The 25,342-nt window shown below is 48.1% G+C and carries 22 protein-coding genes; 11 read left to right on the top strand and 11 right to left on the bottom strand.

The annotated features are described in order from the left end of the window. Positions 1–144: 144 nt before the first annotated feature. From BMZ56_RS04835 to BMZ56_RS04810, 6 genes are all read left to right on the top strand, one after another. Entirely contained in the window at positions 145–3,306 is a 3,162-nt protein-coding gene (locus tag BMZ56_RS04835; RefSeq protein ID WP_090624877.1) for a SusC/RagA family TonB-linked outer membrane protein, read from the top strand. Positions 3,307–3,325: 19 nt separating this feature from the next. Then, positions 3,326–5,053 (top strand): RagB/SusD family nutrient uptake outer membrane protein, encoded by a 1,728-nt coding sequence (locus BMZ56_RS04830; protein WP_090624875.1) that lies wholly within the window; start codon positions 3,326–3,328, stop codon positions 5,051–5,053. Between the two features lie 36 nt (positions 5,054–5,089). Further along, complete coding sequence (locus BMZ56_RS04825) at positions 5,090–7,381, top strand: alpha-L-rhamnosidase-related protein (protein WP_090624872.1); 2,292 nt, start codon at positions 5,090–5,092, stop codon at positions 7,379–7,381. Between the two features lie 62 nt (positions 7,382–7,443). Next, a complete protein-coding gene (locus tag BMZ56_RS04820) occupies positions 7,444–9,162 on the top strand; it encodes an alpha-L-rhamnosidase-related protein (protein WP_090624870.1) in 1,719 nt (572 codons plus the stop codon). Positions 9,163–9,166: 4 nt separating this feature from the next. Continuing rightward, entirely contained in the window at positions 9,167–9,487 is a 321-nt protein-coding gene (rhaM, locus tag BMZ56_RS04815; RefSeq protein WP_245893079.1) for an L-rhamnose mutarotase, read from the top strand. 47 nt (positions 9,488–9,534) lie between these two features. After that, a complete protein-coding gene (locus tag BMZ56_RS04810) occupies positions 9,535–10,566 on the top strand; it encodes a GntR family transcriptional regulator (protein ID WP_090624866.1) in 1,032 nt (343 codons plus the stop codon). Here the strand turns inward: BMZ56_RS04810 and BMZ56_RS04805 are convergent. Continuing rightward, positions 10,559–11,137 carry a DUF4136 domain-containing protein gene (locus BMZ56_RS04805; protein WP_090624864.1) on the bottom strand — a complete coding sequence of 193 codons (579 nt, stop codon included), beginning with the start codon at positions 11,135–11,137 and terminating at the stop codon, positions 10,559–10,561. The genes BMZ56_RS04810 and BMZ56_RS04805 overlap by 8 nt on opposite strands. A gap of 122 nt (positions 11,138–11,259) precedes the next feature. On the opposite strand from BMZ56_RS04805, the gene BMZ56_RS04800 reads away from it, so the two are divergent. Both BMZ56_RS04800 and BMZ56_RS26130 read left to right on the top strand, forming a co-directional pair. After that, positions 11,260–11,460, top strand: a complete 201-nt coding sequence (locus tag BMZ56_RS04800) for a hypothetical protein (protein ID WP_090624862.1) — start codon at positions 11,260–11,262, stop codon at positions 11,458–11,460. 54 nt (positions 11,461–11,514) lie between these two features. Continuing rightward, entirely contained in the window at positions 11,515–11,760 is a 246-nt protein-coding gene (locus BMZ56_RS26130; protein ID WP_090624860.1) for a type II toxin-antitoxin system YafQ family toxin, read from the top strand. Positions 11,761–11,765: 5 nt separating this feature from the next. On the opposite strand, the gene BMZ56_RS04790 is transcribed toward BMZ56_RS26130, so the two are convergent. Together BMZ56_RS04790 and BMZ56_RS04785 are read right to left on the bottom strand one after the other, a co-directional pair. Then, a complete protein-coding gene (locus BMZ56_RS04790) occupies positions 11,766–13,412 on the bottom strand; it encodes an NAD+ synthase (RefSeq protein ID WP_090624855.1) in 1,647 nt (548 codons plus the stop codon). 25 nt (positions 13,413–13,437) lie between these two features. Beyond that, positions 13,438–14,235: an outer membrane beta-barrel protein gene (locus BMZ56_RS04785; protein ID WP_143072852.1), complete on the bottom strand. Its 798-nt coding sequence runs from the start codon at positions 14,233–14,235 to the stop codon at positions 13,438–13,440. On the opposite strand from BMZ56_RS04785, the gene gldB reads away from it, so the two are divergent. After that, positions 14,225–15,259, top strand: a complete 1,035-nt coding sequence (gldB, locus tag BMZ56_RS04780) for a gliding motility lipoprotein GldB (protein WP_317048178.1) — start codon at positions 14,225–14,227, stop codon at positions 15,257–15,259. The genes BMZ56_RS04785 and gldB overlap by 11 nt on opposite strands. Before the next feature lie 56 nt (positions 15,260–15,315). Here gldB and BMZ56_RS04775 read toward each other — a convergent pair whose 3' ends face one another. The 8 genes from BMZ56_RS04775 to panC form a co-directional block, all read right to left on the bottom strand. After that, entirely contained in the window at positions 15,316–16,242 is a 927-nt protein-coding gene (locus BMZ56_RS04775) for an FKBP-type peptidyl-prolyl cis-trans isomerase (protein WP_090624849.1), read from the bottom strand. Between the two features lie 15 nt (positions 16,243–16,257). Then, positions 16,258–16,872, bottom strand: coding sequence for an FKBP-type peptidyl-prolyl cis-trans isomerase (locus BMZ56_RS04770; protein WP_090624847.1), 615 nt, complete (start codon positions 16,870–16,872; stop codon positions 16,258–16,260). A gap of 124 nt (positions 16,873–16,996) precedes the next feature. Then, positions 16,997–17,575, bottom strand: coding sequence for a CAP domain-containing protein (locus tag BMZ56_RS04765; protein WP_090624845.1), 579 nt, complete (start codon positions 17,573–17,575; stop codon positions 16,997–16,999). Between the two features lie 85 nt (positions 17,576–17,660). After that, entirely contained in the window at positions 17,661–18,149 is a 489-nt protein-coding gene (locus tag BMZ56_RS04760) for a thioredoxin family protein (RefSeq protein ID WP_090624843.1), read from the bottom strand. A 14-nt stretch (positions 18,150–18,163) separates the two neighbouring features. After that, on the bottom strand, positions 18,164–20,467 hold the full coding sequence (locus BMZ56_RS04755; RefSeq protein WP_090624841.1) for a TonB-dependent receptor: 2,304 nt from the start codon (positions 20,465–20,467) through the stop codon (positions 18,164–18,166). A gap of 117 nt (positions 20,468–20,584) precedes the next feature. Then, positions 20,585–20,947, bottom strand: a complete 363-nt coding sequence (locus BMZ56_RS04750) for a DUF8478 family putative metalloprotein (RefSeq protein WP_090624840.1) — start codon at positions 20,945–20,947, stop codon at positions 20,585–20,587. A 108-nt stretch (positions 20,948–21,055) separates the two neighbouring features. Beyond that, positions 21,056–21,403 (bottom strand): aspartate 1-decarboxylase, encoded by a 348-nt coding sequence (panD, locus tag BMZ56_RS04745; RefSeq protein WP_090624839.1) that lies wholly within the window; start codon positions 21,401–21,403, stop codon positions 21,056–21,058. Positions 21,404–21,920: 517 nt separating this feature from the next. Beyond that, on the bottom strand, positions 21,921–22,763 hold the full coding sequence (gene panC, locus BMZ56_RS04740) for a pantoate--beta-alanine ligase (protein ID WP_090624837.1): 843 nt from the start codon (positions 22,761–22,763) through the stop codon (positions 21,921–21,923). A 152-nt stretch (positions 22,764–22,915) separates the two neighbouring features. Here panC and BMZ56_RS04735 point away from each other — a divergent pair, with 152 nt between their 5' ends. Both BMZ56_RS04735 and BMZ56_RS04730 read left to right on the top strand, forming a co-directional pair. Continuing rightward, positions 22,916–23,746, top strand: coding sequence for a glycogen/starch synthase (locus tag BMZ56_RS04735; RefSeq protein WP_090624835.1), 831 nt, complete (start codon positions 22,916–22,918; stop codon positions 23,744–23,746). 25 nt (positions 23,747–23,771) lie between these two features. After that, on the top strand, positions 23,772–25,250 hold the full coding sequence (locus BMZ56_RS04730) for a DUF4270 family protein (RefSeq protein WP_090624833.1): 1,479 nt from the start codon (positions 23,772–23,774) through the stop codon (positions 25,248–25,250). Positions 25,251–25,342 lie beyond the last annotated feature (92 nt).

Genomic DNA, 25,342 nt, shown 5'->3' with positions numbered 1-25,342 from the left:
GACAGTTAAAATGAGGGAAACCGAAAGGAGGATTTTGAATAGCTAAATTAAGACTTACCAAAACATCGCCCGATGGCGTTAATTCTCGGAGCCTTTGTGGGTGACGATGGAGACCAAGTTATAAAACGATAATCAAGAATTTTTATGTGTAAAGTATTTACTACAACCGGTTCTGAAAAACCGGGTATTTATTCACTGCCTTACCTGGTGGTGATAACGACGTTAATGTTGTTGGCGCCTGCATTTACCCGCATGGCCGTGGCATTGCCTGTTACGATCAGTCAAGAGCCGATTGCCGGCATTGTGCGCGATTCGATAGGCAACCCATTGGAAGGGGTGTCTGTGCTGGTGCGTGGAACGTCACGCGGCACGGCTACGGATGCCAGCGGACAATTTCAGATGCAGGCATCGGCGGGAGAAGTATTGATCTTCCGTACCATTGGCTATTTGTCACAGGAACTCACGTTAGGAAATCAGCGCACGGTAAACGTAGTCCTTCAAATGGAATCATCCGATCTGGACGAAGTAGTCGTGGTTGGATACGGTACCACGAAACGGAAAGATTTTACCGGTTCGGTCGGATCGATGAACCTCGAAAACTCGCCCGTTGCCCTCGCGCCGAATATAAACGTACTCGAATCGCTGAAAGGAAGCATCAGCGGATTGAATATCGGTGCGACGAACTCGGCAGGTGGACAGCCTGCCATGCAGATACGCGGACAGAACTCCATCAATGGAGAAAATTCGCCGTTGATTGTACTGGACGGGGTGATCTTCATGGGCAACCTCAGTGACATCAATCCGAACGACATTGCCACGATCGACGTGCTCAAGGACGCCACATCGGCTGCGGCGTATGGGTCACGGTCGGCCAACGGCGTCATCGCGGTTACCACCAAGCGGGGCCGCATTGGCAAACCCGTCATCAGTTTTAACTCCTCGGTAGGTTTTCAGGAATGGCAAAATCGTCCCGAAATGTTACGGGCTGAGGAATGGATCGAGATGGTGAATGCGCGCAATCAATATACACCGGGCTCTACCAATTGGCTGAAAAACGGCGAACTGGCTAATCGGGAAGCAGGGCGCGAAACCGTGTGGCTGGATGAAATATCCCGCACGGGCGTGATGCAGAATTATCAAGCTGCTATCTCGGGTGCGTCCGAAAACATTAACTACTATTTGTCGACGTCTTTTGATGACAATAAAAGCATTATCGTGGGCGATCAGTTTAATCGCATTGCGCTGATGGGAAAAATCAAAGCGGATGTTACCAAATGGCTGGAAGTGGGGGTCGATGCCGGTTTTTCCAAGCGGGATTATTCGGGGGTGGCCGCCAATATCAACGAAGCGCAGACGATGTCGCCCTACGGCGTGATGTTCCGCGACGACCAGGGCAATCTCGAAAAATACCCATATACCCAATCGGGGGTCAATCCGCTGTGGGGTGTGAACAACGGCACCCGGGACAACGAGGATTTTCTGTATAACTATCGTTTGAATACGCACGCGGTGGTGAAAGTACCTTGGGTAGAAGGATTAAGCTACCGGGTGAACTATTTGATCAATCAGGATGAAACACATTATGGCAATTTTTACTACGAAGATCACTATGTGCAGGAAGGCGAATCGCCCGACCGGTATTCGCCTGCGACCCTTCAGAATTTGTTGACCAACGCCAACGGTACGATTGAAAAGCGGAAAGGCAATAGTTACGTATGGGACAACATCTTGAATTTCAACCGGACGTTTGACCGGCATTCACTGGATGTTACTTTGGTGGCTACTCGCGACCACATGAAATATGAGCGCTATGTGATGACTGGACGGGATTTTGCGGCGAATGGAAATACCGCACTCGGCTTGCAGGGGTTGCACAAGGCGACGGTGCAACGCATTGATTACGATGGAACGAATGCTGACGATCTAGCGACCCGCAACTACGAACGGTCCAACATCGGATACCTCGGCCGTGTTAACTATTCCTTCGACGATACCTATTATTTCACAGGATCGTACCGCCGAGACGGAGCCTCTGTTTTTGGTGCCGATAACAAATGGGCTGATTTCTTCGGTGCGGGGTTCTCCTGGCGGGTAACCAACGAAGCCTTCATGGAACCTGTTGAGATCTTGAACGACTTAAAACTGAAAGTATCGTGGGGGCAAAACGGAAACCAGGGTTTAAATCCGTACGGTACGCTGTCTACCGTGGAAAACGCCGCCAGTGGTGGTGCCCGGTATGAATTTTCGAACACCCCGGGGCGGATCTATTACGGATTGTATCAAGGTAAATTAGGGAATACCTCGCTCGGCTGGGAGAAAACTTCTTCCTGGAATGCCGGATTTGAATCGGCTTGGTTGGGTAATCGCATTTTTGCCGATCTGGACCTGTATTTTGCTAAAACCACCGACCAGATATTCTTGCGCAACATTCCGGTGATGACGGGCTTTAAACAGATGATGACGTCCATGGGCCAGGTGAACAACACCGGTATCGAGGCGACCGTTCGCACGATAAACGTGCAGAAATCGGACCTGACCTGGAGTACGACGCTTACGTTCTGGAAGAACTTCAACAAGTTGGTTTCCCTCTATGGAGACGATTTGGACGGCGACGGCCGGGAGGACGATGATCTTGCAAACGGCTTGTTCATCGGAAAATCACTGGGCGCTATCTACGGTTATGAACAGATCGGTATCGTACAGGAGGATGATACGGAATACATCGAATTGACCGGGGCGGCACCGGGCGCACCGAAGTACCGCGATCTGGACGGACAGCCGGGTATCACGGCGGCCGACCGGAAAATACTGGGGTATGAGAAGGAGAACTTCCGCCTGAATTTCAGCAGCAACCTCTCGTATAAGAATTTTGGACTTTATGTGATGGTTACGGGAACCTTCGGTGGCAACAACATGTACGTAAAGTCTAACCCATCGGCTTACTTAGTTAATGGAACCGGACGGTTCAACGACAACCTGCACTATATTCCGTATTGGACGTCTGAAAACCGGAGTAACGTATACCCCTCGGCATTGTTCGCCGGTGACGGTCGTTTCCAGGGATTGCAGAGCCGCGGATTTGTGCGCATCCAAGACATCTCCCTGTCTTATACCTTTAATCAGCCGTGGTTGTCTGCCGCACACATCGGATCGTTAAAAGTATTTGCCACAGCGAAGAACCTGGCTACGTTTGCCGATTGGTTCGGGGGCGATCCGGAAACAGGAGCCCGGATCCGGGAATCGGAGTCGGCATTGCGCTTGCCGGTGGCTTCGACCTACTCGTTGGGTGTAAACTTGAGTTTTTAATTAGTATCACAAGAGAGACATGAAAAGGATTTATCAATATGGTTTCGGTGCAATCATGGGGTTGGCGCTGAGTGTGGTGGGGTGTAAATCAGACAAGGATTTCCTGACGGAAGTTCCACCCACGTTTTACACGGTTGACAATGCGTTCAGCACCTCCGCACAGATCGATCAGGCGGTGGTGGCTATTTATTCACAACTTCGCGATCTGTGGGCCAACCCCACCGAGCAAGGTTGGATTTTTGTCCTGCGCGGCAACGGCACGGACATGTTTGATGTGGCTAGTATCCGGCGGGGATCTTCCTTCAATAATTACGGCAATATCAATCCGGATCATACAACGTTTTACAATGTATACCATGTTTGGTATGAAATCATCGCCAAGGCGAATCTGGCTATCTATTCTGCAGAATTGGAGCATATCGCATGGTCTAGTCCCGAAGAGAAAGCCAATGTGTTGGCACAGGCGCGGTTTTTCAGGGCTTTTGCCTACTTGAATCTCGGGGAACTGTTCGGTGGTGTACCCATTGTCACGGAAATCACCACGAAGCCGAAGTATGATTTTTCACGTACGACAAGGGTCGAGACTTATCAGTTTGCGATCGATGAACTGCTGGCGGTTGAAAATGATCTGCCGCCGACAACTTCAGAAGGAGGACGCTTGGTTCGGGGTGCAGCACAGCACATGCTGGCGAGGGCATATCTTGCACAGGGTACACAATTGGCGGCCGATGGCGATGCTTCGGCGGCACAATCCGCCTTTAACCAATCGGTAGCGAATGCCGATAAGGTGATTAATGGGGGAACATTCTCCTTAATGAAATCCCGTTTCGGTTCACGTCAGGATGAAGAGCAGGGGAACGTCTATTGGGATTTGTTCCAAGAAGATAATGTCAACTACCAAGATGGAAACACCGAGTGTATCTGGGCGCTGCAGATCGACTATGCTTCCTACCGGGCAGAGGATAGCAAATCGAAACTCCCTTATTCCCGTACGTACGGACCGGTTTTTCGCGACGGTGCGAAAGACCATTTGACGGGTACAAATGAGGATGTAGGTGGTAGGGGGATTTCACAGATCATCCCAACCCTATACACACGAGACGAAATCTACGCAGATAAATGGGGCGATGACATGCGGAATTCGGATATTGTTTTCCGCCGGAATTTCATCGGAAATGTCGCTACATCTCCCTATTTCGGACAGCCAGTTCCGTGGGAAGTCATTTACAACGGCAGCAACGATGCCAACACCAACAAGGCGAATCAGAGTTTATGTTATCCTGTTTCGTGTAAAATCGCAACCGATCGCTATACTGGATTAGCCGATGGAGAAAATAAAAGCAATTTATTCCGCGACGATTATTTCATCCGTCTGCCCGAAACGATCTTGTTGCGGGCAGAGGCCAAACAAAGGCTGGGTGACAAAGCAGGAGCCGCTACGGATATCAACCTGCTGCGCGAGCGTGCGCAATGCGGGTATATGGTTACGGCAAGCGATGTCGACGATCGGTTCAATTTGATTTTAGATGAACGTGCACGCGAACTGGTCTACGAAGAGAGCCGGTGGAATACACTGCTGCGCATGGGCGGCACGATTGCGGTAGACCGCATCCGTGAATACGCATTTTGGCCGGAAGCGGAGGCTACCTTGACATTTGATTACAACTTGTGGCCAATTCCCAATACGGTCATTGATACCAACAAGGATGTGCCATTGGCACAAAACGAAGGATGGCAAAATAGATAATACATTAGATAGGTTGTGTGGGGTAAAACAAAAGGAATGAGTAAGCTAAGAATATTCTGCTGGTTATGGATGTTGGTAGGTATGGCCCAGGCGGCTACTTCGGATACGCTCGAAGCACCTACCGGATTGATGACGAACCTGCTGACCAAGCCCGAAAAATCGGTCATTACGACCTTGGCGCCAGCGTTTAGCTGGATTGTGCCGATGGAGGAAGATAACGACTATCAGACGGCTTATCAAGTGTTGGTGGCATCGTCTCCAGTCGCGCTGGAACGGAACAGCCCCGACGTTTGGGACAGCGGCAAAATTAAAGACAGAAACGCCTTACACGTTGCTTACGCGGGCGATCCGCTTAAACCCCATACAACCTACTATTGGAAAGTACGTGTGTGGAACCGTAGCGGTTGGATTTCTGAATACAGCGAAATTCAGCAATTCAACATCGGCGATGCCACACGAAGCAAACAATGGCCAGGCGAAAGCCGTTGGGTACGGTTGGATACGGCGCAAGGAGAGGGGATGTGGACGTTTGAAGACCGTCCTCCGATCCAGTATCACCCCGCCTATCCCGTACGTGTAAGTCGCAAGTCGAACGGTAACTGGTTTGTCGCATTCGAGCGAGCTGGATTTGCCAATGTGGCGCTTACGTTAAGCTGGAAGACGGCGCCAGGTGATCGGAAAGACACGACGTTGGTGGTCCGCATCGGTGAAAAAAATATCGGCGATTCCATCGACTCGAAACCCGGCGGGGGAGTGATTTACCAAGAATATCCCTTGTCGATTAAAGCAGGTACGCACACCTATTATTTGGATATTCCGCGCTTCAAGGCACGTTATCCCCACAGCCAGGTCATGCCGGAACACATGATGGAAGTGATTCCGTTCCGGTTCCTGGAAGTTGCCGGTTCCGGTCTCGACCTTTCCGTGGTCTCGGCCGAACAATTGAGCTTGCATGTGCCATTTGATGAATATGCATCCTATTTTGTCAGTAGCGATACGCTGCTGAATCAGGTTTACGACCTGTGCCGTTATTCGATTATCGCCAATACATTCAACGGCGATTACGCGGCCAGCCAACGCGAACGGATGATGTATGAGGCCGATGCATACATTCACCAAATGGGGCATTATGCGGTAGATCGTGAGTTCGCAACGGCACGGTATAGTTTGGAAAATATGATTTATCATGCTACCTGGCCTACGGAGTGGATATCGCATTCGATCATGATGGTTTGGATGGACTTCCTGCATACGGGCGATACCAGCGTGATCCGGAAAAATTACGACGTCCTCCGGCCCAAGATGATGAACGCCTTGACCATGCCCAATGGATTGATTTCGACGACCACAGGTTTGGTAACCGAAGAGTTCAAGAAATCCATTTTTTTTAATGGGAAGACCTTACAGGATATCGTCGATTGGTCGCACAGTTCGGAAGCCCTGCCTGAAGGTGGAGAAACGGACGGCTATGTCTTCACGGACTATAACACCGTGGTCAATGCCTTTCACTACCACACGTTGAGATTAATGGAAGAGATGGCCCGGATCGCCGGTAAAAGGCGAGAGGCCGAGCAACTCCGGAAAAGGCATACGAAACTTTATACAATCTTCCAGCGCCAGTTCTTCGACCGCGAACGCGGAATTTATACCGACGGGATTGGAACCGATCACGCGTCGATCCACGCGAATCTGTATCCCCTGGTATTTGGTCTGGTGCCTGAGAAGGAGAAAAGCCGGGTGTTGGATTACATCAAAACAAAAGATATGGCATGCGGTGTTTACAGCGCCAATTATCTGTTGGAAGGATTGTTCGATGCAGGTGAAGGGGAATATGCCCTGTCGCTGTTGACATCAAAAAGTGATCGGAGTTGGTACAACATGCTACGTGTTGGTGCTACGATGACCACCGAAGCGTGGGATAACAAATACAAAAATAATAACGGCTGGAGCCACGCATGGAGCTCTTCACCGGCCCATATCCTGCCCCGGAAACTGATGGGTATCACACCAACTGCTCCTGGATTCAGGCGGGTATGCATCCAACCGCGGCCGGCGGGGCTGGCTTGGGCGAAAACGAAACTGCCGACCATAAGCGGACCGATTGAGGTAGGTTTTGATCAACAACAGGCTGATTTCATATTGACCGTTTCCTTGCCTGCGAATGTTGAAGCGGATGTCTATCTGCCCATTCCGGAAAATGCGAAAGAGTTTACGCTGTCGCAAAACGGAACCGTAAAAAAAGAGGCAGCGAAAGTAGGAAATTATGTGTTGTTGAAAAACGTCGGGGCTGGGAAACATGCATTTAAACTAAGCATACCGCCCATGTAAGCACAGGATACCCGCTTACGTTATTCTCCCTAACTTGCGCATGTTGTAAACCTCTTTTAAACATGAGCAAGTTATTATTTTATAGTGGGGTGTCTTTTTTGTGGCTAGTTGTTTTTGTACAATCCCAGGTGATTGGCCAGCCAAGTGAATTGACCCGCGAATTTATTTCACCGGTACGTGTTCTTTGGCAATCGGGCAACATCGCCAATACCGAGCAACTGCTCAAGCCCGGAAATGGGCAAGCAGATCTGACCAATGCGAGCATCTGTGTGCTGAAAAATGAAGGCGAAGCAAGGAGCAGTATCCTGCTGGATTTCGGTAAGGAATTGCAGGGTGGACTGGAAATCGTTACAGGCATGTGGTCGCCCGGAAATACCCCACGCACGATACGGGTCCGCTTTGGCGAATCGGCCAGCGAAGCCATGGCTGAAATAGGAGAGAAAGGGGCTACCAATGATCACGCCATTCGCGATCTCCATTTACAATTGCCCTGGCTGGGAAAGGCTCAGGTGGGGGAAAGCGGGTTCCGTTTCGTACGTATCGACCTGCTGGACGCCGATGCAGAATTACACCTGAAAGAGGTGCGTGCGATTTTTACCTACCGGGATATTCCTTACCTAGGTTCTTTCAACAGCAGTGACGAGCGGCTCAATAAAATTTGGCAGACCGGAGCCTACACGGTACATCTCAATATGCAGGAATACTTATGGGATGGCATCAAACGGGATCGCTTGGTGTGGGTGGGCGACCTCCATCCCGAGGTGTCGACAGTGAATACCGTTTTCGGATACAACGAGGTGGTACCTAAAAGTCTGGACCTGGCGAGGGATGTAACACCCCTGCCGGGATGGATGAGCGGCATCAGCACGTACTCCATGTGGTGGATTATCTTACATCACGATTGGTATATGCATCATGCAGACTTAGCCTATTTGAAGGAGCAACAGCCCTATCTTTCTGCGTTGGTTAAGCAAATCGTTTCCAAAATCGGACCGGATGGCAAAGAAATGATGGATGGCAATCGTTTCCTCGACTGGCCCTCCAGCGAAGATCCCGCGGCTATTCACGCCGGATTGCAGGCGATGACGATCTGGTCGTTGTCAACAGCTGCCAAGCTGGCGGTGATTTTGAATGACGACGAAACGCGGCGGACTGCGGAAGAAGCGGTGAGCCGATTGAAAAAATATACGCCGGATATGGGTCAGTCCAAACAAGCAGCCGCACTGATGTCACTGACCGATTTGGTGCCCGCGTCGGATGCGAATACGGTACTTGCCGCAGGGGGTGCAAAGAACTTTTCCACTTTTTACGGATATTATATGCTGCAAGCGATGGCCAAAGCCGGAAATTACCAAGGAGCGCTGGATGTGATCCGTAACTATTGGGGAGCGATGCTGGATCTGGGGGCAACTACGTTTTGGGAAGACTTTAACCTCGATTGGTTGCCCAATGCAGGTCGCATAGATGAATTGGTGCCCGCCGGGAAAAAAGATATCCATGGGGACTACGGCGATTATTGCTACGTCGGTTTCCGTCACAGCTTCTGCCATGGATGGGCTTCGGGTCCCACTTCTTGGCTTACCGAACATGTGCTGGGTATCCGGGTCACCAAACCGGGATGCCGGGAAATTTCGATCACGCCTCATCTGGGGGATTTGGAGTATGCCGAAGGGACGTTCCCTACTCCTTATGGCGTGGTAAAGGTTAAGCATACGAAGCAAGCCAACGGGCAGATCAAATCCGAGGTCGACGGACCAAAGGAAGTCAAAATTATCAGGTAGCTCCATGATGAATAAGATAGCATTCAAGATGAAGTTGATGCCGAATTGCCGCGAAGAGTATAAAAGGCGTCACGACAACATCTGGCCGGAAATAGTCGCTTTATTAAAAGAGCACGGAGTAAGTGACTACACCATATTTCTTGATGAAGAATCGGATATACTTTTTGCCGTGCAGCAGCGATCGGAAAATGGAGCATCCTCACAGGATATGGGCAGTCATCCGGTAATGCAACGGTGGTGGAAGTACATGGCAGACATCATGGAAACAAACTCCGATTTTTCACCTGTCAGCAGACCATTGAAACTGGTGTTTCATTTGGATTGATCGATTTTACCCCGTAATTTTAGCGCTCGAAAAGCGTTAGAAACGGTATGAAGACGGTACCCATGTTTGAGCATATTCACATCAATGAATATTCCGCCACGCCCAAATACCTGCAGTTGGCGAATGCGGTGATTAACGCCATAGAAGCCGGAAAAATCCAGAAGGATGACATGCTTCCTTCGATCAATGAGCTGAGTTATGTGCTGGAAATATCGCGGGATACAGCCGAGAAAGGGTACAAGCACCTAAAGCATTTGGGCGTGCTGGGTTCCGTTCCCGGAAAAGGCTACTACATTGCCAATGCTGATTTTAAACAGAAGCTTCAGATTGTGCTGTTTTTCAATAAGCTGAGCGCGCACAAAAAGATTGTTTACGATGCCTTTGTTCAAGCTGTTGGTACCGACGCTGCGGTCGATTTCTATGTGTACAATAATGATCTTTCCCTATTCAGGAAATTACTCCAAAATCTGAGAAAGGAATATACCCATTATGTGATCATTCCGCACTTTATTGAAGGGCGCGACAAGGCTGCCGAGATTATCAATACCATTCCAAAAGATAGGCTGGTGCTATTGGATAAGCTGATATCGGAGGTGGATGGCGAATATGCTGCGGTATATGAAAACTTTGAAAAAGACATCTACAACGCGTTGGAGCAAGCAAAAGAATCGCTCAGTAAATATCATACCCTAAAACTCATCTTTCCGGATAAAAGTTATTTTCCCAAAGGTATTATCAAAGGCTTTTATCGCTTCTGTCAGCAATATGCCTTCAATCACTTGTTGGTGAGTGATATCGAAGAAGAGCCGATATCATCAGGGGAGGTGTACATCAACCTGATGGAAGACGATTTGGTGAAGTTGCTCGACAAGGTGATTTCATTGAAGCTAAAGATCGGAAAAGAAGTAGGTATCATTTCATACAACGAGACACCGTTGAAAAAATTCATCCTCAACGGTATCACCACCATTTCGACCGATTTTAAAGAGATGGGAGAGACGGCGGCACGACTCGTACTGGAAAATTCAAAACAGCATAAAGAAGTACGGTTTTATTTAACGCTTCGACCTTCTATTTAGCAGCAGGTAACGGAAATTGTTCCATCACTCCCGTCACGATTTCCGGTAATTTGTTAATAGCCTGTTCAGGGTTCCTCACTTCGCCGCTACCACGGGCTTGCCAGATCACCGTATTGGATCGCCGATCTTTTGCCTCGATGATGATGTGGCCCGCACGATATCGCTCTTTACCAACCGGTCCATTCCAGGCGCCCCAGCCCCAAGCACCCCAACCCGGGCCCCACATCCAGGGATTGTATCCCCACATGCCCCATGGGCCGTACCGAGATCCGCCATATACAGGGCGACTTTTGTTATTTACAATAGCAATGTATCGGAAAAGCAGGTCCGGATTGTCTTTGGAATACGTCAGCCCCCGGGCTTCCAGCTCGCGGTTCGCGGTCTCCAGAATGTTCGCATTGGCAATATCGTTATCAAAATACGATTTAGATAGCGAATCGGAGGGCGGAAGCCAAGCGTATGTGTGGTATTGAGAAAAGTCGGTGCTTTGTACTTTGGTTGTATGGTATTTATAGGCCGAACAAGATGCCAATACCAACAAAGGAATGCAATATATTATTAACCGTTTCATTGTTGAAACCTCCTATTATAATCCGTGTAACGAGTTAGACTAGGGGGAGGAGAAATGGTTTAATCTGATCTGCCATTGTGTATGAATCCTGAAATGATTATTTTTGTATAAATATTTAGAATATGCAGACTTTGGAAATTAAAGTGCCCGATGAGAAGACTTCCTTGGTAAAAGCATTATTAAAGGAATTGGGTGTTGCAGTGAAGGTAAAAAGCGGGACGCCAAAAGAACCGAATAAAGAGACTGTTGCTGCAATGAAAGAATTGAAGCAGGGGAAAGGTAAACGATTTGACAGCGTAGATGCATTGTTTAATAGTATTTGATCTATTTGATGTCTCCCTATCAACTGACAACCTCCACGAAATTCCTAAAAAGATCTGAAACGCCTTAAAAAGCGCTCGCAGACTGATTTTGACTTATTACATCAACTTGTTTCCGTGTTAGTCGAGCAGGGACATAGAGGGATAGCCACTAAATATCGTCCACATAAATTGAAAGGCGATTATAGCGGTTACTGGGAATGCCATGTGAAACCTGATTTGCTTTTGATATGGGATGAAAATGACAAAATTCGGTCACTCGAATTAGTGCGAACGGGTACGTATTCGGATTTATTTGGTTAATTTTATTAACCCATCGGATACGTAGCCACCAATGGCATGGCTCTTCCTGAACCAAAGGCTTTGCTGCTGACCCGCAGAATCGGCGGAGACTGAAACCGTTTAAATTCAGCCCGGTTTACCAAATTCAATACCCGCTGTACCAGCGCTTCGTCGAATCCCAGTGCAACGATCTGTGCCGCACTCTTTTCGTTTTCGATGTATTGAAAGAGTACAGAATCCAGCAATTCATACTCGGGTAGCGAATCGCTGTCCTTTTGGCCGGGCCGCAATTCAGCCGATGGCGGTTTAACGATCGTATGCTGCGGAATAATTTCCCGGTGGCGATTCATATAGGCAGCCAGCTTGTATACCTGTGTCTTGTAAACGTCGCCGATGACACCCAATGCACCCGCCATATCACCGTACAACGTGCCATAGCCTACGGCCGCCTCGCTCTTGTTGGACGTGTTGAGTAAAATGTAGCCCATTTTATTGGAAAAAGCCATCAATAGCGTGCCCCGGATACGGGCTTGGATGTTCTCTTCCGTTACATCGGGCATTAATCCACTAAAAGCCTGGCTGAGGCTTTGATCGAACGCATCCGCCATGGGTTGTATGGGAATAACCTCGTGCCGGCAACCCGTGTTCCGAACCAGATCGAGGGCATCGGTGATGGAATGATCGCTGGAATAGACGGACGGCATCAGCACGGCCATCACATTTTCCGGACCGAGCGCCTCACAGGCGAGCGCGGCAACGAGCGCTGAATCAATTCCGCCGGACAATCCAACAACGGCTTTTTTGAAACCGGATTTATGAAAATAGTCACGGATGCCTGCGCATAGCGCTTGGTGGATTAACGGGGTATCCAGCGGGGGTTGCACCTCAGCGGTATCCTGCAACGCAGTCAGGGTTTTTTCGTGAAGTTCGTAATATTTAAGGTCTTCGTTGAAGGAAGCCATCATATCAATCCGTTCACCCGTGGGCGACAGGACAAGGGATCGTCCGTCAAAAATAATGTCTGCATGGGCACCTACTTGGTTTACGTATACAAGCGGTGCCACCGTTTCTCTCGCGTGCGATTGCAAGACCTCCATCCGCTCCCGCAAGTGGTTGTACGAAAAGGGAGAGGCAGCGATGTTGATGATGAGGTCCGGTTTTTCCCCCCGCAATACGTCCATGGGGTTTCGCCGGTAGAGTTTCGGTGAAGCAATATTCCACAGATCTTCACAGATTGTGAGTGCGATCTTCTGATGTTGGTACGTGATGCACTGAAAGGAGTCGGCCGGTTGGAAATAGCGGTATTCATCAAATACGTCGTAGTCGGGTAAAAGCCCTTTGTGAACGATCTGTTGTACTGCACCGTCTGCGATCAGCAATGCAGCATTATATAGGGGTTTACCTTTGCCGCTGTCGTTGCGGATCGGTGCGCCGATGATGCAGGCGATTCCATGACAAAGTGCGGCAATTTCCGTGATGGCCGCTTCGCAGCGATCCAGAAAGGCGGGCGACCGCAGCAGATCCTTGGCCGGATAACCACCGATGGCCAGTTCAGCAAACACCACAAGGTTGGCTCCCCGGTCTTTTGCTTGCTGAATAGCCCGTGTGATGGCGGTATGGTTCCCTTCGAAATTGCCGATGTGATAGTTGAGTTGAGCTAATGCGATGATCATACCACGTTTCACTAGGAAATTAACATTAGAAAAAGATGCCGAAATTAAAGGCTACATACGAGTTTCGGGGCTCACCTTGCTTGATGACCCGGGTGAATCCATTGTTAAAGCTTAGGCCAGTCATCATCACCATATTATGGTCAAGCTGCCATTCCACACCACCCCCGATCTGGAGTGCCAGTCGGAAGAAATCGGCATCATTGCCCAAAGAAGTGCGGGAAGAGGCACCATCGGCCTTCTCTTTCGCATTGAGTTTAATGCCGCCGGTAAAACCAAATTGCCCATAATAGCTTCGGAAATACCGCATGGTACTTTTCAGCTTGAGGGATATGGGAATTTCGGCGTATTGGAGCCTATATTCATTGGAAACCAGCGAGACCGCTACGCTGGACGTGGGGTCGGCGACCGGGCTTGGGTATTCCGCTTCATTATTCAGTGTATTGACCAATAACCCCGTAGAAAAATAGTAGTTTTCGGTAAAGGCGAAATCAGCCAGCAGCCCGTAAGCAAATCCGAATTTCGGGGTGCTTTTATGACCCTCTGTGTCTCCATAGCGCATCCATCCCATATTCGGTGCAAACGTGATACCGAATGACATCGGCTTGTACTGGTACGTTGAGCTATAATAATCCTGGGCCATGCCCTGTTGGGGGAAAGTAATGAACGATGAGAGTACTATGAAAAGAAAAAATCGTAAGGTGTTGTTCTGCATACTATCGAGTATATCCGTGTAAATCCGTTTTATGTATGTCATCCGCGTTCCATCATCCTCACTAAAATCCGTACCTTCGTTGCCAAGTTGATAAACAAAAATGATGCTCAAAATCAATTTACCGCAAATCTATGGCTTTTTTTTGATTATCATGCTGTTTTCGTGCAGCGGTGAAACCCGTGTAGATGTGAGCCATATCGATGTCGATATCAAGATCGAACGTTTTGACAGGGCGCTGGATAGTCTGCAGCCGGATAATGTGCTTGCAAAGAACCGCGAATGGCTCCAGCGATATGGATATTTCTATGCCGATTACATGCAGTACATGCTGGAAGCGGGCAATCCGTTGGATAGTATCCGACTGGCCCCTGTTTTGACAGCGGTAATCGAAACGGATGATTTCAACGCCTTGAAGGCCAGTGTATTTGAAGTTTATCCCGATATGGCAGCACAAGAAGCCGGACTGACCGACGCTTTCAAGTATTTCAAGTATTATTTTCCGGATATTCCGATTCCTCGGTTCATTGCTTTTTTTTCGGGATTTGCGGTGCAATCCCCTGTCGGCGAAGATTACTTGGGGATCGGGCTGGACATGTTTTTGGGAGCGGATTCAAAATTTTATCCCGCATTGAGGGAGAGTATACCTAATTATCTATCCCGTCGGTTTACCCCGGAAAATATTGTGCCGCGGACGGTGGAGAGCTACATCCGTGAGGAACTGTATCCGCAGAACGACCTGGATGTCACGTTGCTTCAGCACATGGTCTATCAGGGAAAGGTGCTGTATGTGATGGACCGGGTAATGCCCGATGTGGCCGACACGCTGAAAATAGGCTATACCACACAGCAGTGGGAATGGGCACAACGTTATGAACGCGACATTTGGGCTTGGTTCCTGCAGGAAAACCTGTTATACGAAGCAGATTACAACCGTGTGCAAAAGTATCTCAGCGAAGCTCCGTTTACACCGGAATTAGGCGAACATAACGAATCGGCTCCGAAACTGGGCGTGTTTATAGGGTGGCGATTGGTTCAAGCTTACATGGAACGCTATCCCGAAACTACGTTGCCTGAACTGCTGGGGATTTCGGAGGCGCAGGTTATTCTCGACGGTTCGAAGTATCGGGGGAAATAAATGAAAAAGCCCGCGATCAGATGTCGCGGGCTTTTATGTGATTTGAGTTTTCCTGATTATTCATCCTTCACTTCAACGTCAAAGTCCAGCGAGAGAAATTGCGGTCGAGTGTAATTTCCGTACTGGTCGGTAACCCCCGCAATCCCATATGCCTTTGGACTAGGAACAAAGAAGCGGATTTTTCCACCTTTGTTAATTAGCGATAGGATTTCTCCCCAAACAGGTATCGTGCCGCTTGCTAAATTGAACTCTGAATTGGTGTCGGAATCGCGTTCACTACCATCGGGGTTTTTTACCGTATAGTTTACCGTTACCGTAGAGTCAGCGGTGATAGGATCTCCTGTACCTTGTTCATCGATACGGTAGTAAATGTTGTCTTCCGTTTTTGTGAAGTCTTCAATGTTCAGCCCGGCATTAGCGATCATTTTCTGGATTACTCCATCTTCGTAGTCCGTGAAATTATCATGCACGGTTACCACATAATCCAATGAGGCATTGGGAGGAATGCCCCGTTCGGGCACACCGTTTCTTCCGTACATTAGTCGGGAAGGCACGATAATGCGAATTTTACCGTTTGTTTTTTGCAGGATTTCGCGGATTACTTCCTTAAAATCACCTTCACGTTCCACGGTTGGGGAGCCTGCAGCACCTGATCCAAAGGGAAAGTAGCCAAAGTAATCCGCATAACGATTACTGGAACTCAGCGTATCTCCCGAATTGTAAACGCCGTCCAGGCTTTTTACCGTATATACAATCGGATAGGTTTTTTTGTAATCAATCGGATTACCGGTTCCTTCCTCCAGTACTTCGTAAAACAAGTCCGTGTCCTTGTATTGGCTTACCTTGAGGTTATTCTTTTGAATATATGCGCGAATATTGGCGTTATCCAATTCTTCAAATGATTGGTATTCTTTTTTGGAACAACCAAAAAATAAGCAGACTGCTACGAAAGCAATACCGAAAAGCGGCTTAACACTATACATTAATAAAGCGAAAAATTAATTGGTACTATTATAGTCTTCGAGTTCCGAAACAGAAATCTCAAAGTACAACGGTGAATTAGCCGGAATACTACCTCTGGCTGAGTTTTGATACGCCCAATAAGAAGGGGTGACAATGCGGATTACCGATCCGGCTTTCAATCCTTCTTCCGTTAATCCGCCAAAATCGATAGGTTCGTCAAGTAATTCTCCGTCTGCATCATAACGGAACTTGTTCGGAAAAAACGCCAATTGCCAGGCTGGAATTATACTATTGAGTGAGATAACAAACTCTTGATCTTCTTTAGACTCAAATACGGTATTGTTATTCACTAATCGACCTTCATAGGAAACAATTGCCGTTGCAGGAACGAGCACTTGCTGGCCTGAGTTTTCGTCGACTTTATATTGGTATGATTCCGGATCTCCGGGCTCCAACACTTCGAACCAAACACGCACTCCTTGGATGTCTTTATAGTCTGGATTATCTAGATGTTCCATTGCGTAGGCCTCAACAATAGGCTTTTCCAATTGGTACTGGGCATTGGCATCAAACGACTCACCATCTTTAATACACGAAGCTGCGGCTATAGCCACCACACAACCCAACACAAGTACATTTAATTTTTTCATTTTGTTTTGTCTTTTCAACCTTGCGAGCCGCAAAGTTATTTAAATAATCCGATTAATTAATCCCTTAACACAATTTAACATATGAACGGTAACGGGAGTGGGTAGCGGTTTGCTACATTGCGATTTATTTTCTTTTGGCGCCAAAAACCTGCACCCAGTAGTTGCCGTCGTGTGCGATGGCAATTTCTTGGTACGTGTCTCGCATCATATTTGCGCAGTGGCTCGGACTTTCCAGCCATTTTTGGACGGCTGTGTTTAGATCGAAATCACCGAAGGCGATATTTTCTCCATAGGTAAGGACATCACCTGCAGCTGAAATATAACCTGAGGCAACAAGACGGTGGTACACATTTTCGCCCGAAGGGCTGGTATGGCTAAAATAATTCTGCGCATGCATATCCTTCGCATGATGCAACGCAGCCTCAAAAAGCCGGGCATTCCAAACGAGCTTACCGGTGGCTGGGTAAGGTTCCGTTCCGCAATTACAGCCGGCTTGCCGCAGTTTGTTTACGGCAGCTAACGCTGCGACAATTGCGGTATCGGTTTCACTCGGTGGATCAGCCGGGGCGTCGTTGTCATTGCCCGCCAAACTACCTGTAGATTCGGTAGGCACAATCGGCTCCAGCGATTCGCTCACATTTGGCTCACACGCAGATAGCAACGCGAGCAAGCAGGAAACCGCTGGTAGCAACTGTTTTAACATAGGTAGTTGTTAAATTTCGTGCAATAAAGGAAATTTTTCCGTTTATTCCAAATATTTTCCCTTCGTTTAAATCTTGGTTTAAATATTATTGTGTTTCAGCGGGTTGCTGAGATAGATAGGTTACTAATTTAGTCAACGTCGGCTTGTCAAGTACACCGGGATACGTAAATAAAACAGTAAAATTCTCGTCGATAAGTACCCAGGTAGGGAAGGCCAACTGACCATCGATGTTTCCGAGTGCATAGGCCAATTCGTGCGTTCCGATATCGACGCCGGTACGCTGGAATGCATAGGTGGCATCGTTGAAAATAATATTTTCCTTGGTTTCCGCGTCGAGCTCCGAAAAATAGAAATGAGTTGAGGCGGTTTGAAAGTCGGTGTTCCTTTTGAGTTGTGCTTTTTGCATCCGACAATACATGCACCAACTGGTCGAAATCAGAACGAGACTGGGTTTGGGACGGAGGCGTATGCTGTCTGTCAGCTCACCGATGGGAATGGCATGGATTTGACCCCATGCTTGGTGCGCCAATGCCAGGAGCGTCAGTGACAGACACAGTTTTCTGAGTAACAACATACGCCTCCGTATTTTTAATAAAAACTGTAACGAATTCCTATAAACCCTCTTGCCCCTTGGTTGGGCGCATATACGTAAGATGGGTCAAACGTAAGGGCATACGGATTTTCGGCGGTCGCTACCGGCTGGCCGTTTGCGCCCCAATCCACTCCTTTGTCGAACGGGTCGTGCGACCTCGCAATCAGAAAGGGAACGCCCTTGTTCGGAGTCCAATTCAGTAAATTTTTGATGCCGCCGTAAATTTCCATCCCATTGCCGAATGCTTTGCTCACCTGGATATTCTGGATACTCCACCAGGGCGATCGGTCCGGACGCGGATCGTCGTCGCTGAGCAGGGGCAAACGCATGGGACCGTACAGGTTGCCGGTATAATCCAAGGTAAGCCCAAGGTGCCGGATGGTGTAGCTGGCGTTCCATACACCGGTAAATTTCTCAGTAAACAGCTGTTGTGTCTTTTCTCCGTTTTCTACGCTGTACACATCCATTGCTGTAGCACCGGCATTCAGTTTGAGGCCGTTCATTAGCGCGAGGTCAACATTCAGCGAAACACCCTGCGAAATGGCATGACCGTCTAGGTTGCCGAAGAATATTTTAGTAGCATCGCTGTCGTAATCGGCGATGATTTTATTGTTGAAGTAGGTGTAAAAGACCGTAGCATCGAAGCCGATAATCCCCCCACTGGTAAAGGGGATTTTTTTCACGAGATTCACGTTCCCGTTCCACGAGGTTTCCGGTTTCAGTTCATCCTCAAACAGTACTTCACGTGCACCCGTCAGCGCCGAATGGTCCTCCGTGAACACATTGGCCACGCGGTAACCATTGCCAAAACTCAATCGGATCACATTATTTTTATCTGTGGAATTCCACTTGTAATTCACGCGTGGGGTGAGGATGCTACCATGGATGGAATTGTAGTCATACCGGGCACCTAACAATACTTTGTGTTGGCCATTTAGGGCGATTTCGTCTTGAAGAAAAATACCGGGAAGTTTAGTGAGGGAAGGATTGTTAACATCCGGGTTATTGGAATCGGCTGTCACTACCGTGTTGTCGTCGTAATAGGTGTACCGATAGGTTAATCCTGCCAACAGATCGTGGCTACCTACGGCTTTATTCCACGTCAGCTGACTAAAGCCGATGTACTGGTCGGCCAAAAATGGGGTGTTACCATACGCGCTGTTCTGATCGTGGCCATTAGCGCTGAACATAAACAGGATGTGTTCTTTTACCGGGAGCTGGTAGGTGCCAAACAGTTCCCACCGGCTGGTGTAAATGCTTTCGCCGTATACCTGGTCGCCGCTCCGGTATTGGGGCGCCCAATTCATCTCGCCGCCCCAGCGGTCTTCGTAGATGTACCGTGCTGCGAAGGAAAACACGCGGTTTTCTTTGCGTTCGAAGTTCCACTTGTTGAATAGCGATATGCGGTGTTGCAGGGTAACGTCGGTAAAATGGTCGTTGTTGTTGTCAATCGGGTTCTGGTAGTTGAAGTAATTGGCGCCGAGCAGCGATTGCACATTGTTGCTGACAGTTAGTTTGACGGCGACATCGGCATTGACTTCGCCCCAGCCGGTGCCAAAGGCGTCTACAGCAAGAAGAGGCGTCGTTTTTGGATTTTTGGTGATGATGTTAATGAGGCCACCTACCGCTTCGCTCCCATAAAGTGTAGAGGCGGGCCCCTTTACGATTTCAACACGGTCGATCAACGATTGGGGGATGCCGCTCAGGCCATATACCGTGGACAGGCCACTCACAATGGGCATGCCATCAATCAATACCATGGTATAAGGGCCTTCCAGTCCGTTGATGTGGATGTCTCCGGTGTTGCAAATGTTACAGTTGAGCTGCGGTCGTACGCCATTGATGTTCTGCAGCGCATCAAATACCGAAGGTGCAGGATTGGCCTTGAAAAATTTTGCCGTATATACCTCAACGGGCACCGGGCTATCCAGTTTGGAAACCTCTTTCATCGTGCCGGACACCACTACCTCGTCCAGTGAGGCGCTTTCACCCATGAGGGTGATGTCCTTCACTGCCGGTGTGGTGCCATTGGTATGTATTTTCGTACGATAGGGTTGGTAGCCTACATATTTTACCTCCAGTTCCCAGTTGCCGGATGGGACACCGGTTAATACATATATCCCGGTACTGTCTGCTGTGGTGCCGATTTTCAGGGTAGGAATGGAGACCGTTGTCCAAGGTACAGCATCTCCATTTTTATCGGTTATGGAACCTCTAATGGAAGAAGTAACCTGTCCGTTGACGGCAAGCGAAATGACGATAAGCGCTACGGCGATCCCTGCAGCATAGTTCGTATTCATGGTTTTAAATAATCTACAGTGTGTGATGTTCGCGATGGTCGTCAATAGCTATGCGGTAATCAACTGCATCGCAATAAGTTCGTTAAAAGCAATGGAAAAATAACGGTGGGGGATGGTTTAGCAGCTGGGAGGGCCTCTTAGGTAAATGGAATGGAAGAAATCCGTCTGCAGACGGGAAGTCTGGAACGGAGTGTAAGCAACGCAGATCGGTGTTAGGATGGGTTGCTCATAATACAGAAAATGAGGTTGAAGGAAACTACCCTGAAAAACAACATCCAGCAGGTGGATTTCCGTATCCGAATGGTGGTGCTTCGTAGCGTCAGGATCTTTTTTGAGGTTATAAGGGTGTGTATGGATAACAATCCGTCCGTCGGCCGTCTTATGCTTGTGCATGAAGATTGTGCCACTTGCCGTAATCAAGCAAAATAAAATCGCTTGAAATAGCGCCAGTTTAGCACGGATGTGATTGCTTCTTCCCATGAGGCCGTAACCCTTTAGATACAATGCACAAAGATACTGAAAAGAAGTTTGATTAATCTAACAAATGATTAATTAAATATTAACTATTTGTAAATAAGTGGATTTGTATCAAATCAGGCGGTTGTTTTCGTCTGGGAATACCAGTATGGGATTGTATTTTTTCGCTTCTTCAAAATCCATGAGTGCGTAAGAAATAATGATAACGATGTCGCCTACTTGGACAAGGCGCGCGGCAGCGCCATTCAGGCACACCGTGCCGGACCCGCGTTCGCCCTTAATCACGTAGGTCTCGAAACGTGCGCCGTTGTTGTTGTTCACGATCTGCACCTTTTCATTGGCAAGGATGTTTGCCGCATCCATCAGGTCTTCATCGATCGTGATACTGCCCACATAGTTTAATTCTGCCTGCGTAACACGTACGCGATGGATTTTTGATTTTAATACCTCAATAACCATGGTACAAAGATACGGAAAATAAAAATTAGTTGTATTTTAGCGTTCCCTAAGCAATCGTTTCCAACTTTTTAAAGTTGTCCCTATGATCGGTTAACCACTGGTCCGTACCAGCGTAATACCTGCTTCGCTATGAACCTAAAATGAATACACAGTGAGTCTGGAGTGAGTCCATGTTTTTTGCGTAAAAACCCGGACTCACCTCGGACTTATGTCGGACTCACCTTGGACTCACTCCGAAGAGGGTATTAAGAAGGTTCCTACTTGGTATATAGTAGCTAGGAATGTTTAGTCAACTAACAGGGGGAAGGTCAATGATTTCAAATTTACCTCATTAAATCGAATGATCCAAATAAAATGGAATGTTAACAGGGATTTCGCTTTTAACAAATGGCCGAGATTTCCGAAGTAGTTTCGATATGCGTAAGCAACCTTGTGGCGTGAGCAAAGCGAGCGCTACAGTTGCGTTACGTATCGAAAACTACGTAACAGCGAAATTCCCTACTAACGATTAAAAAAATTATTGCAGCAAAAGATTGTCAATCAGCCGTACTCCGTCTACCCAAGCGGCTACCAGAGCGACGAGGGGTCGATTGGATGTTTTTTCTTGAGCCTCGTCGAATGTGTCCACGTTGTAAACGGCAAAATATTCCAATTGAACGCCCGGACTGTTCTGTAAGGCTGCAATCGCCTCTTTCCGAAGTATATCGAGGTCTTTTTTTTCCAGGCCAGCTTTCGTTTGTTGTAGTGTGCGGTAGAGCGCCAATGCCTGTTGCCGCCCTTGTGGTGTTAACCGGACGTTACGCGAACTTAGTGCTAGGCCATCTGTTTCCCGAACGGTAGGGCACATTTTCAACGTCACCGGCAGTTGCAAGGTATGGACCATGTGTTCAACCACCTTGTATTGCTGGAAATCTTTTTGGCCAAAACAAGCGATATCAGGCTGTACGGCATCCAATAATTTCTTTACAATCTGGGTAACTCCCTGAAAGTGGCCCGGTCGGTGCAATCCTTCGAGTACTTGATCCAGGTTGCCTAAATCTAAGTGCCACGGTTCATTCGGTCCATACATCTCATTTACTTCCGGGTGGAAGAGGATGTCGCAGGCTACATCCTGCAGCATACGGATATCCTGTTCGATAGGCCGTGGGTATTTTTCCAGATCTTTCGGATCATTGAACTGCGTCGGATTGACGAAAATACTGCAGACGACAACATCGGCAAGCACCTGTGCCTGACGAATGAGTGCCAGATGGCCTTGATGCAGTGCCCCCATGGTGGGGACGAAGGCAATGCGCATTCCCCGGTTGCGGTGCGGTTGCAGCGTGGCCTGCAAGGATGCTTTGGTTTTAACAGTTTCCAACAGTTAAACGGTTTTTTTGTTTGGCAAAAATGGTAAATTTTTGGCTTATCTAGTCTACCATGCGGTTAACTAATTGGTATATTGCTAAAAAATGATTATCTTTGCAAACCGGTTTTACTTTGCTAATAAAATTAATACACAAATAATTGGAGATGGCAAAAACGAAGATTCTGTTTGTTACCCACGAGATGTCGCCTTTCCTCGAACTAAGTAAAATTTCTGAAATTACCCGTCAGTTGCCCCAGGCCATGCAGGAAAAAGGATATGAAATCCGGATTCTGATGCCGCGCTTTGGAAACATCAATGAGCGTCGGAACCGCTTACACGAGGTAATCAGGCTGTCTGGGATGAACATTGTCGTAGATAATAACGACAACCCGTTGATTATTAAAGTTGCTTCCATTCCGGCAGCACGCATGCAGGTATATTTCCTGGACAACGAGGAATATTTTCAGCGTAAGCACGTGTTTTGCGATGAATGCGGGAAATTTTTTGAAGACAACAACGAACGAACCGTGTTCTTCTGCAAAGGGGCGCTTGAGACGGTAAAGAAATTGGGGTGGGCGCCGGATGTCGTCCATTGCCACGGTTGGATGAGTACGTTGATTCCGGCATACCTGAAAACTGCCTACAAAGACGATCCTACCTTTAAAGATGCAAAAGTGATTTATTCCTTGTACAAGGAAGATTTCAACCATTCATTGGGAGAAAATTTTGCAGAAATTGCACTTACCGGCAATATGACGGCCGACGATGTCGCTCCCTATGGTGCCGGTGACTATGCCGGGCTATACGAAGGGGCATTGGCCTATTCCGATGCCGTAGTTCTGACGGGCGATGAGGTGGATGAACAACTGTTAAATATTGTTAAAAAGACCGATATTCTATCATTTGAAGTGGAGGATAACCAGGAATTCGAAAATTATTGCAACCTTTACGAACAATTTTCGAGCGTAGAACTTGAAACGGAAGTGGAAGCATAGTTTTGGAATTAATTTCTTTTTACGAATGAGAAATCATACCAAAGACTTATTAACGCTGTTGATAAGTCTTTTTGTTTTGGGCGGTTGCACAAATCCCTCGGGGATCGGATTGGATGTGGATCCCGGTGATGAAATATCGGGGAATTTAACTACCCTGACTCTGGAAGGGGCGACTATATTGGACGACAGTACCCGTTCGTCTTCTTTTAACCAGACCGCATTCGGCTGGTTCAATGACCCAGTTATCGGGAAGACGGCTATAGACCTCGCCTTGGCGATCGGTAAGCCTTCTTCGGTGCCGCGCATCCGTCCGGATGCCGAAATCGATTCCGTGATTCTGGTGCTTCCCTACGGAATTGATGAGTACTTCGGCGATACGATCAATCCGACTTTTCCGTTACAGGTACGCCAATTAAAAGAAGCGTACACCGATGGTAACTATTCGACCAAACAATGGGCGGTTGAAGAAGAGGTAATTGGTGCTAAAACCTTGTCTCGGTTTGCGTATAAGAAGAGTGATAGTGTACGCGTTACGAAATACATCGACGACAAGGATTCGGTGGTGCGTGACGTGCCACAGCTGCGCATGTCTTTGTCGGCCGGGTTTTTTAAGGAATTGTTGAGCAATACAGTCGACTCGGCAACGCTTTCCACCGAAGCTGGTTTCAATAGCCATGTCAAAGGGCTTTACCTCAGTGTAGATGAAAGTGCAATGTCGGGCATTGGCGGAATAGTTACGTTCCAAGGCCTGTCCGGCACTACCGGAATTGAGCTTACCTACCGCCAGCCTAACGGAAAGGAAGGAGACGACGCGGGTATGGACACGATCCGTACGTTCTTGCCAACAGCGGTGTCGACACAAGATGCTTATGGTAGCGGTACTACGTATCGACGGCTTACTTCAAGCATCCGGCGTACCTATACGGCTGACGTGCAAACCCAGTTGGAAAATCCCGAAGGCAGTTTTGATAAATTGTATATACAGGCACCTGCGGGACTTCGGACCCGGCTTCGGATTCCTGCCATCGACGAGCTGAAAGGGCGTAATATTGCCGTAAACAAAGCTGAATTGGTGGTGTATGTAGATGAGGAAGCAGAAGGAGCGGAGTGGGATATGCAGGCACCGCGGCTTACGTTGTATCGCGAAGACATCGCCGGGCAACGGCAACCGGTGCCGGATGGCGATTCGCGGACAAGCGGCGGCAATTTCATTGGCGACGCGCGCTCTTTTTGGGATCGATATACTGGCGATTGGGGGAGATTTGGCGGTGCGTTGGATGGTACTAGACGCCGTTACGTATTTCATTTGACGTCGTATATACAAGACATCCTACTTGGAAAAATAAATAGCAGCGATTTTTATATCGCTCCGGCCACACCATCTGAACGCAGCATACCTTATTATCCCGTACTAAACACAGGTAGCCGGGCTATTTTGGAAAACGGAGAGATGGTAGATACCAAAATCAAATTAAACATTTACTATACGCAGGTCGAAGATTAAAAGATTCTCTGATGGCTGGCCTGAGGTAAGCTAGCCAAGGAATGCAGACAAGACGCGTATACATGTTAAAGCCTGAGTTGGAACAGCTTCCA

This window comes from Parapedobacter indicus (assembly GCF_900113765.1).
GTDB lineage: Bacteria > Bacteroidota > Bacteroidia > Sphingobacteriales > Sphingobacteriaceae > Parapedobacter > Parapedobacter indicus.
Note: the sequence above shows the minus strand (reverse complement) of the source record. Positions and strands in the feature narration are given on the sequence as shown.

What these genes read in the sequence shown, in the direction of transcription:
- BMZ56_RS04800 (WP_090624862.1), top strand. Translation starts at nt 11,260, where the DNA reads ATGCAGACTTTGGAAATTAAAGTGCCCGATGAGAAGACTTCCTTGGTA.
- BMZ56_RS04770 (WP_090624847.1), bottom strand. Translation starts at nt 16,872, where the DNA reads ATGAAAAAATTAAATGTACTTGTGTTGGGTTGTGTGGTGGCTATAGCC.
- BMZ56_RS04825 (WP_090624872.1), top strand. Translation starts at nt 5,090, where the DNA reads ATGAGTAAGCTAAGAATATTCTGCTGGTTATGGATGTTGGTAGGTATG.
- BMZ56_RS04775 (WP_090624849.1), bottom strand. Translation starts at nt 16,242, where the DNA reads ATGTATAGTGTTAAGCCGCTTTTCGGTATTGCTTTCGTAGCAGTCTGC.
- BMZ56_RS04750 (WP_090624840.1), bottom strand. Translation starts at nt 20,947, where the DNA reads ATGGGAAGAAGCAATCACATCCGTGCTAAACTGGCGCTATTTCAAGCG.
- BMZ56_RS04810 (WP_090624866.1), top strand. Translation starts at nt 9,535, where the DNA reads ATGAAGACGGTACCCATGTTTGAGCATATTCACATCAATGAATATTCC.
- BMZ56_RS04765 (WP_090624845.1), bottom strand. Translation starts at nt 17,575, where the DNA reads ATGTTAAAACAGTTGCTACCAGCGGTTTCCTGCTTGCTCGCGTTGCTA.
- BMZ56_RS04730 (WP_090624833.1), top strand. Translation starts at nt 23,772, where the DNA reads ATGAGAAATCATACCAAAGACTTATTAACGCTGTTGATAAGTCTTTTT.
- BMZ56_RS04835 (WP_090624877.1), top strand. Translation starts at nt 145, where the DNA reads ATGTGTAAAGTATTTACTACAACCGGTTCTGAAAAACCGGGTATTTAT.
- BMZ56_RS04805 (WP_090624864.1), bottom strand. Translation starts at nt 11,137, where the DNA reads ATGAAACGGTTAATAATATATTGCATTCCTTTGTTGGTATTGGCATCT.
- panD (WP_090624839.1), bottom strand. Translation starts at nt 21,403, where the DNA reads ATGGTTATTGAGGTATTAAAATCAAAAATCCATCGCGTACGTGTTACG.
- BMZ56_RS04735 (WP_090624835.1), top strand. Translation starts at nt 22,916, where the DNA reads ATGGCAAAAACGAAGATTCTGTTTGTTACCCACGAGATGTCGCCTTTC.
- gldB (WP_317048178.1), top strand. Translation starts at nt 14,225, where the DNA reads ATGATGCTCAAAATCAATTTACCGCAAATCTATGGCTTTTTTTTGATT.
- BMZ56_RS04760 (WP_090624843.1), bottom strand. Translation starts at nt 18,149, where the DNA reads ATGTTGTTACTCAGAAAACTGTGTCTGTCACTGACGCTCCTGGCATTG.
- BMZ56_RS04790 (WP_090624855.1), bottom strand. Translation starts at nt 13,412, where the DNA reads ATGATCATCGCATTAGCTCAACTCAACTATCACATCGGCAATTTCGAA.
- rhaM (WP_245893079.1), top strand. Translation starts at nt 9,167, where the DNA reads ATGATGAATAAGATAGCATTCAAGATGAAGTTGATGCCGAATTGCCGC.
- BMZ56_RS04755 (WP_090624841.1), bottom strand. Translation starts at nt 20,467, where the DNA reads ATGAATACGAACTATGCTGCAGGGATCGCCGTAGCGCTTATCGTCATT.
- BMZ56_RS04830 (WP_090624875.1), top strand. Translation starts at nt 3,326, where the DNA reads ATGAAAAGGATTTATCAATATGGTTTCGGTGCAATCATGGGGTTGGCG.
- BMZ56_RS04820 (WP_090624870.1), top strand. Translation starts at nt 7,444, where the DNA reads ATGAGCAAGTTATTATTTTATAGTGGGGTGTCTTTTTTGTGGCTAGTT.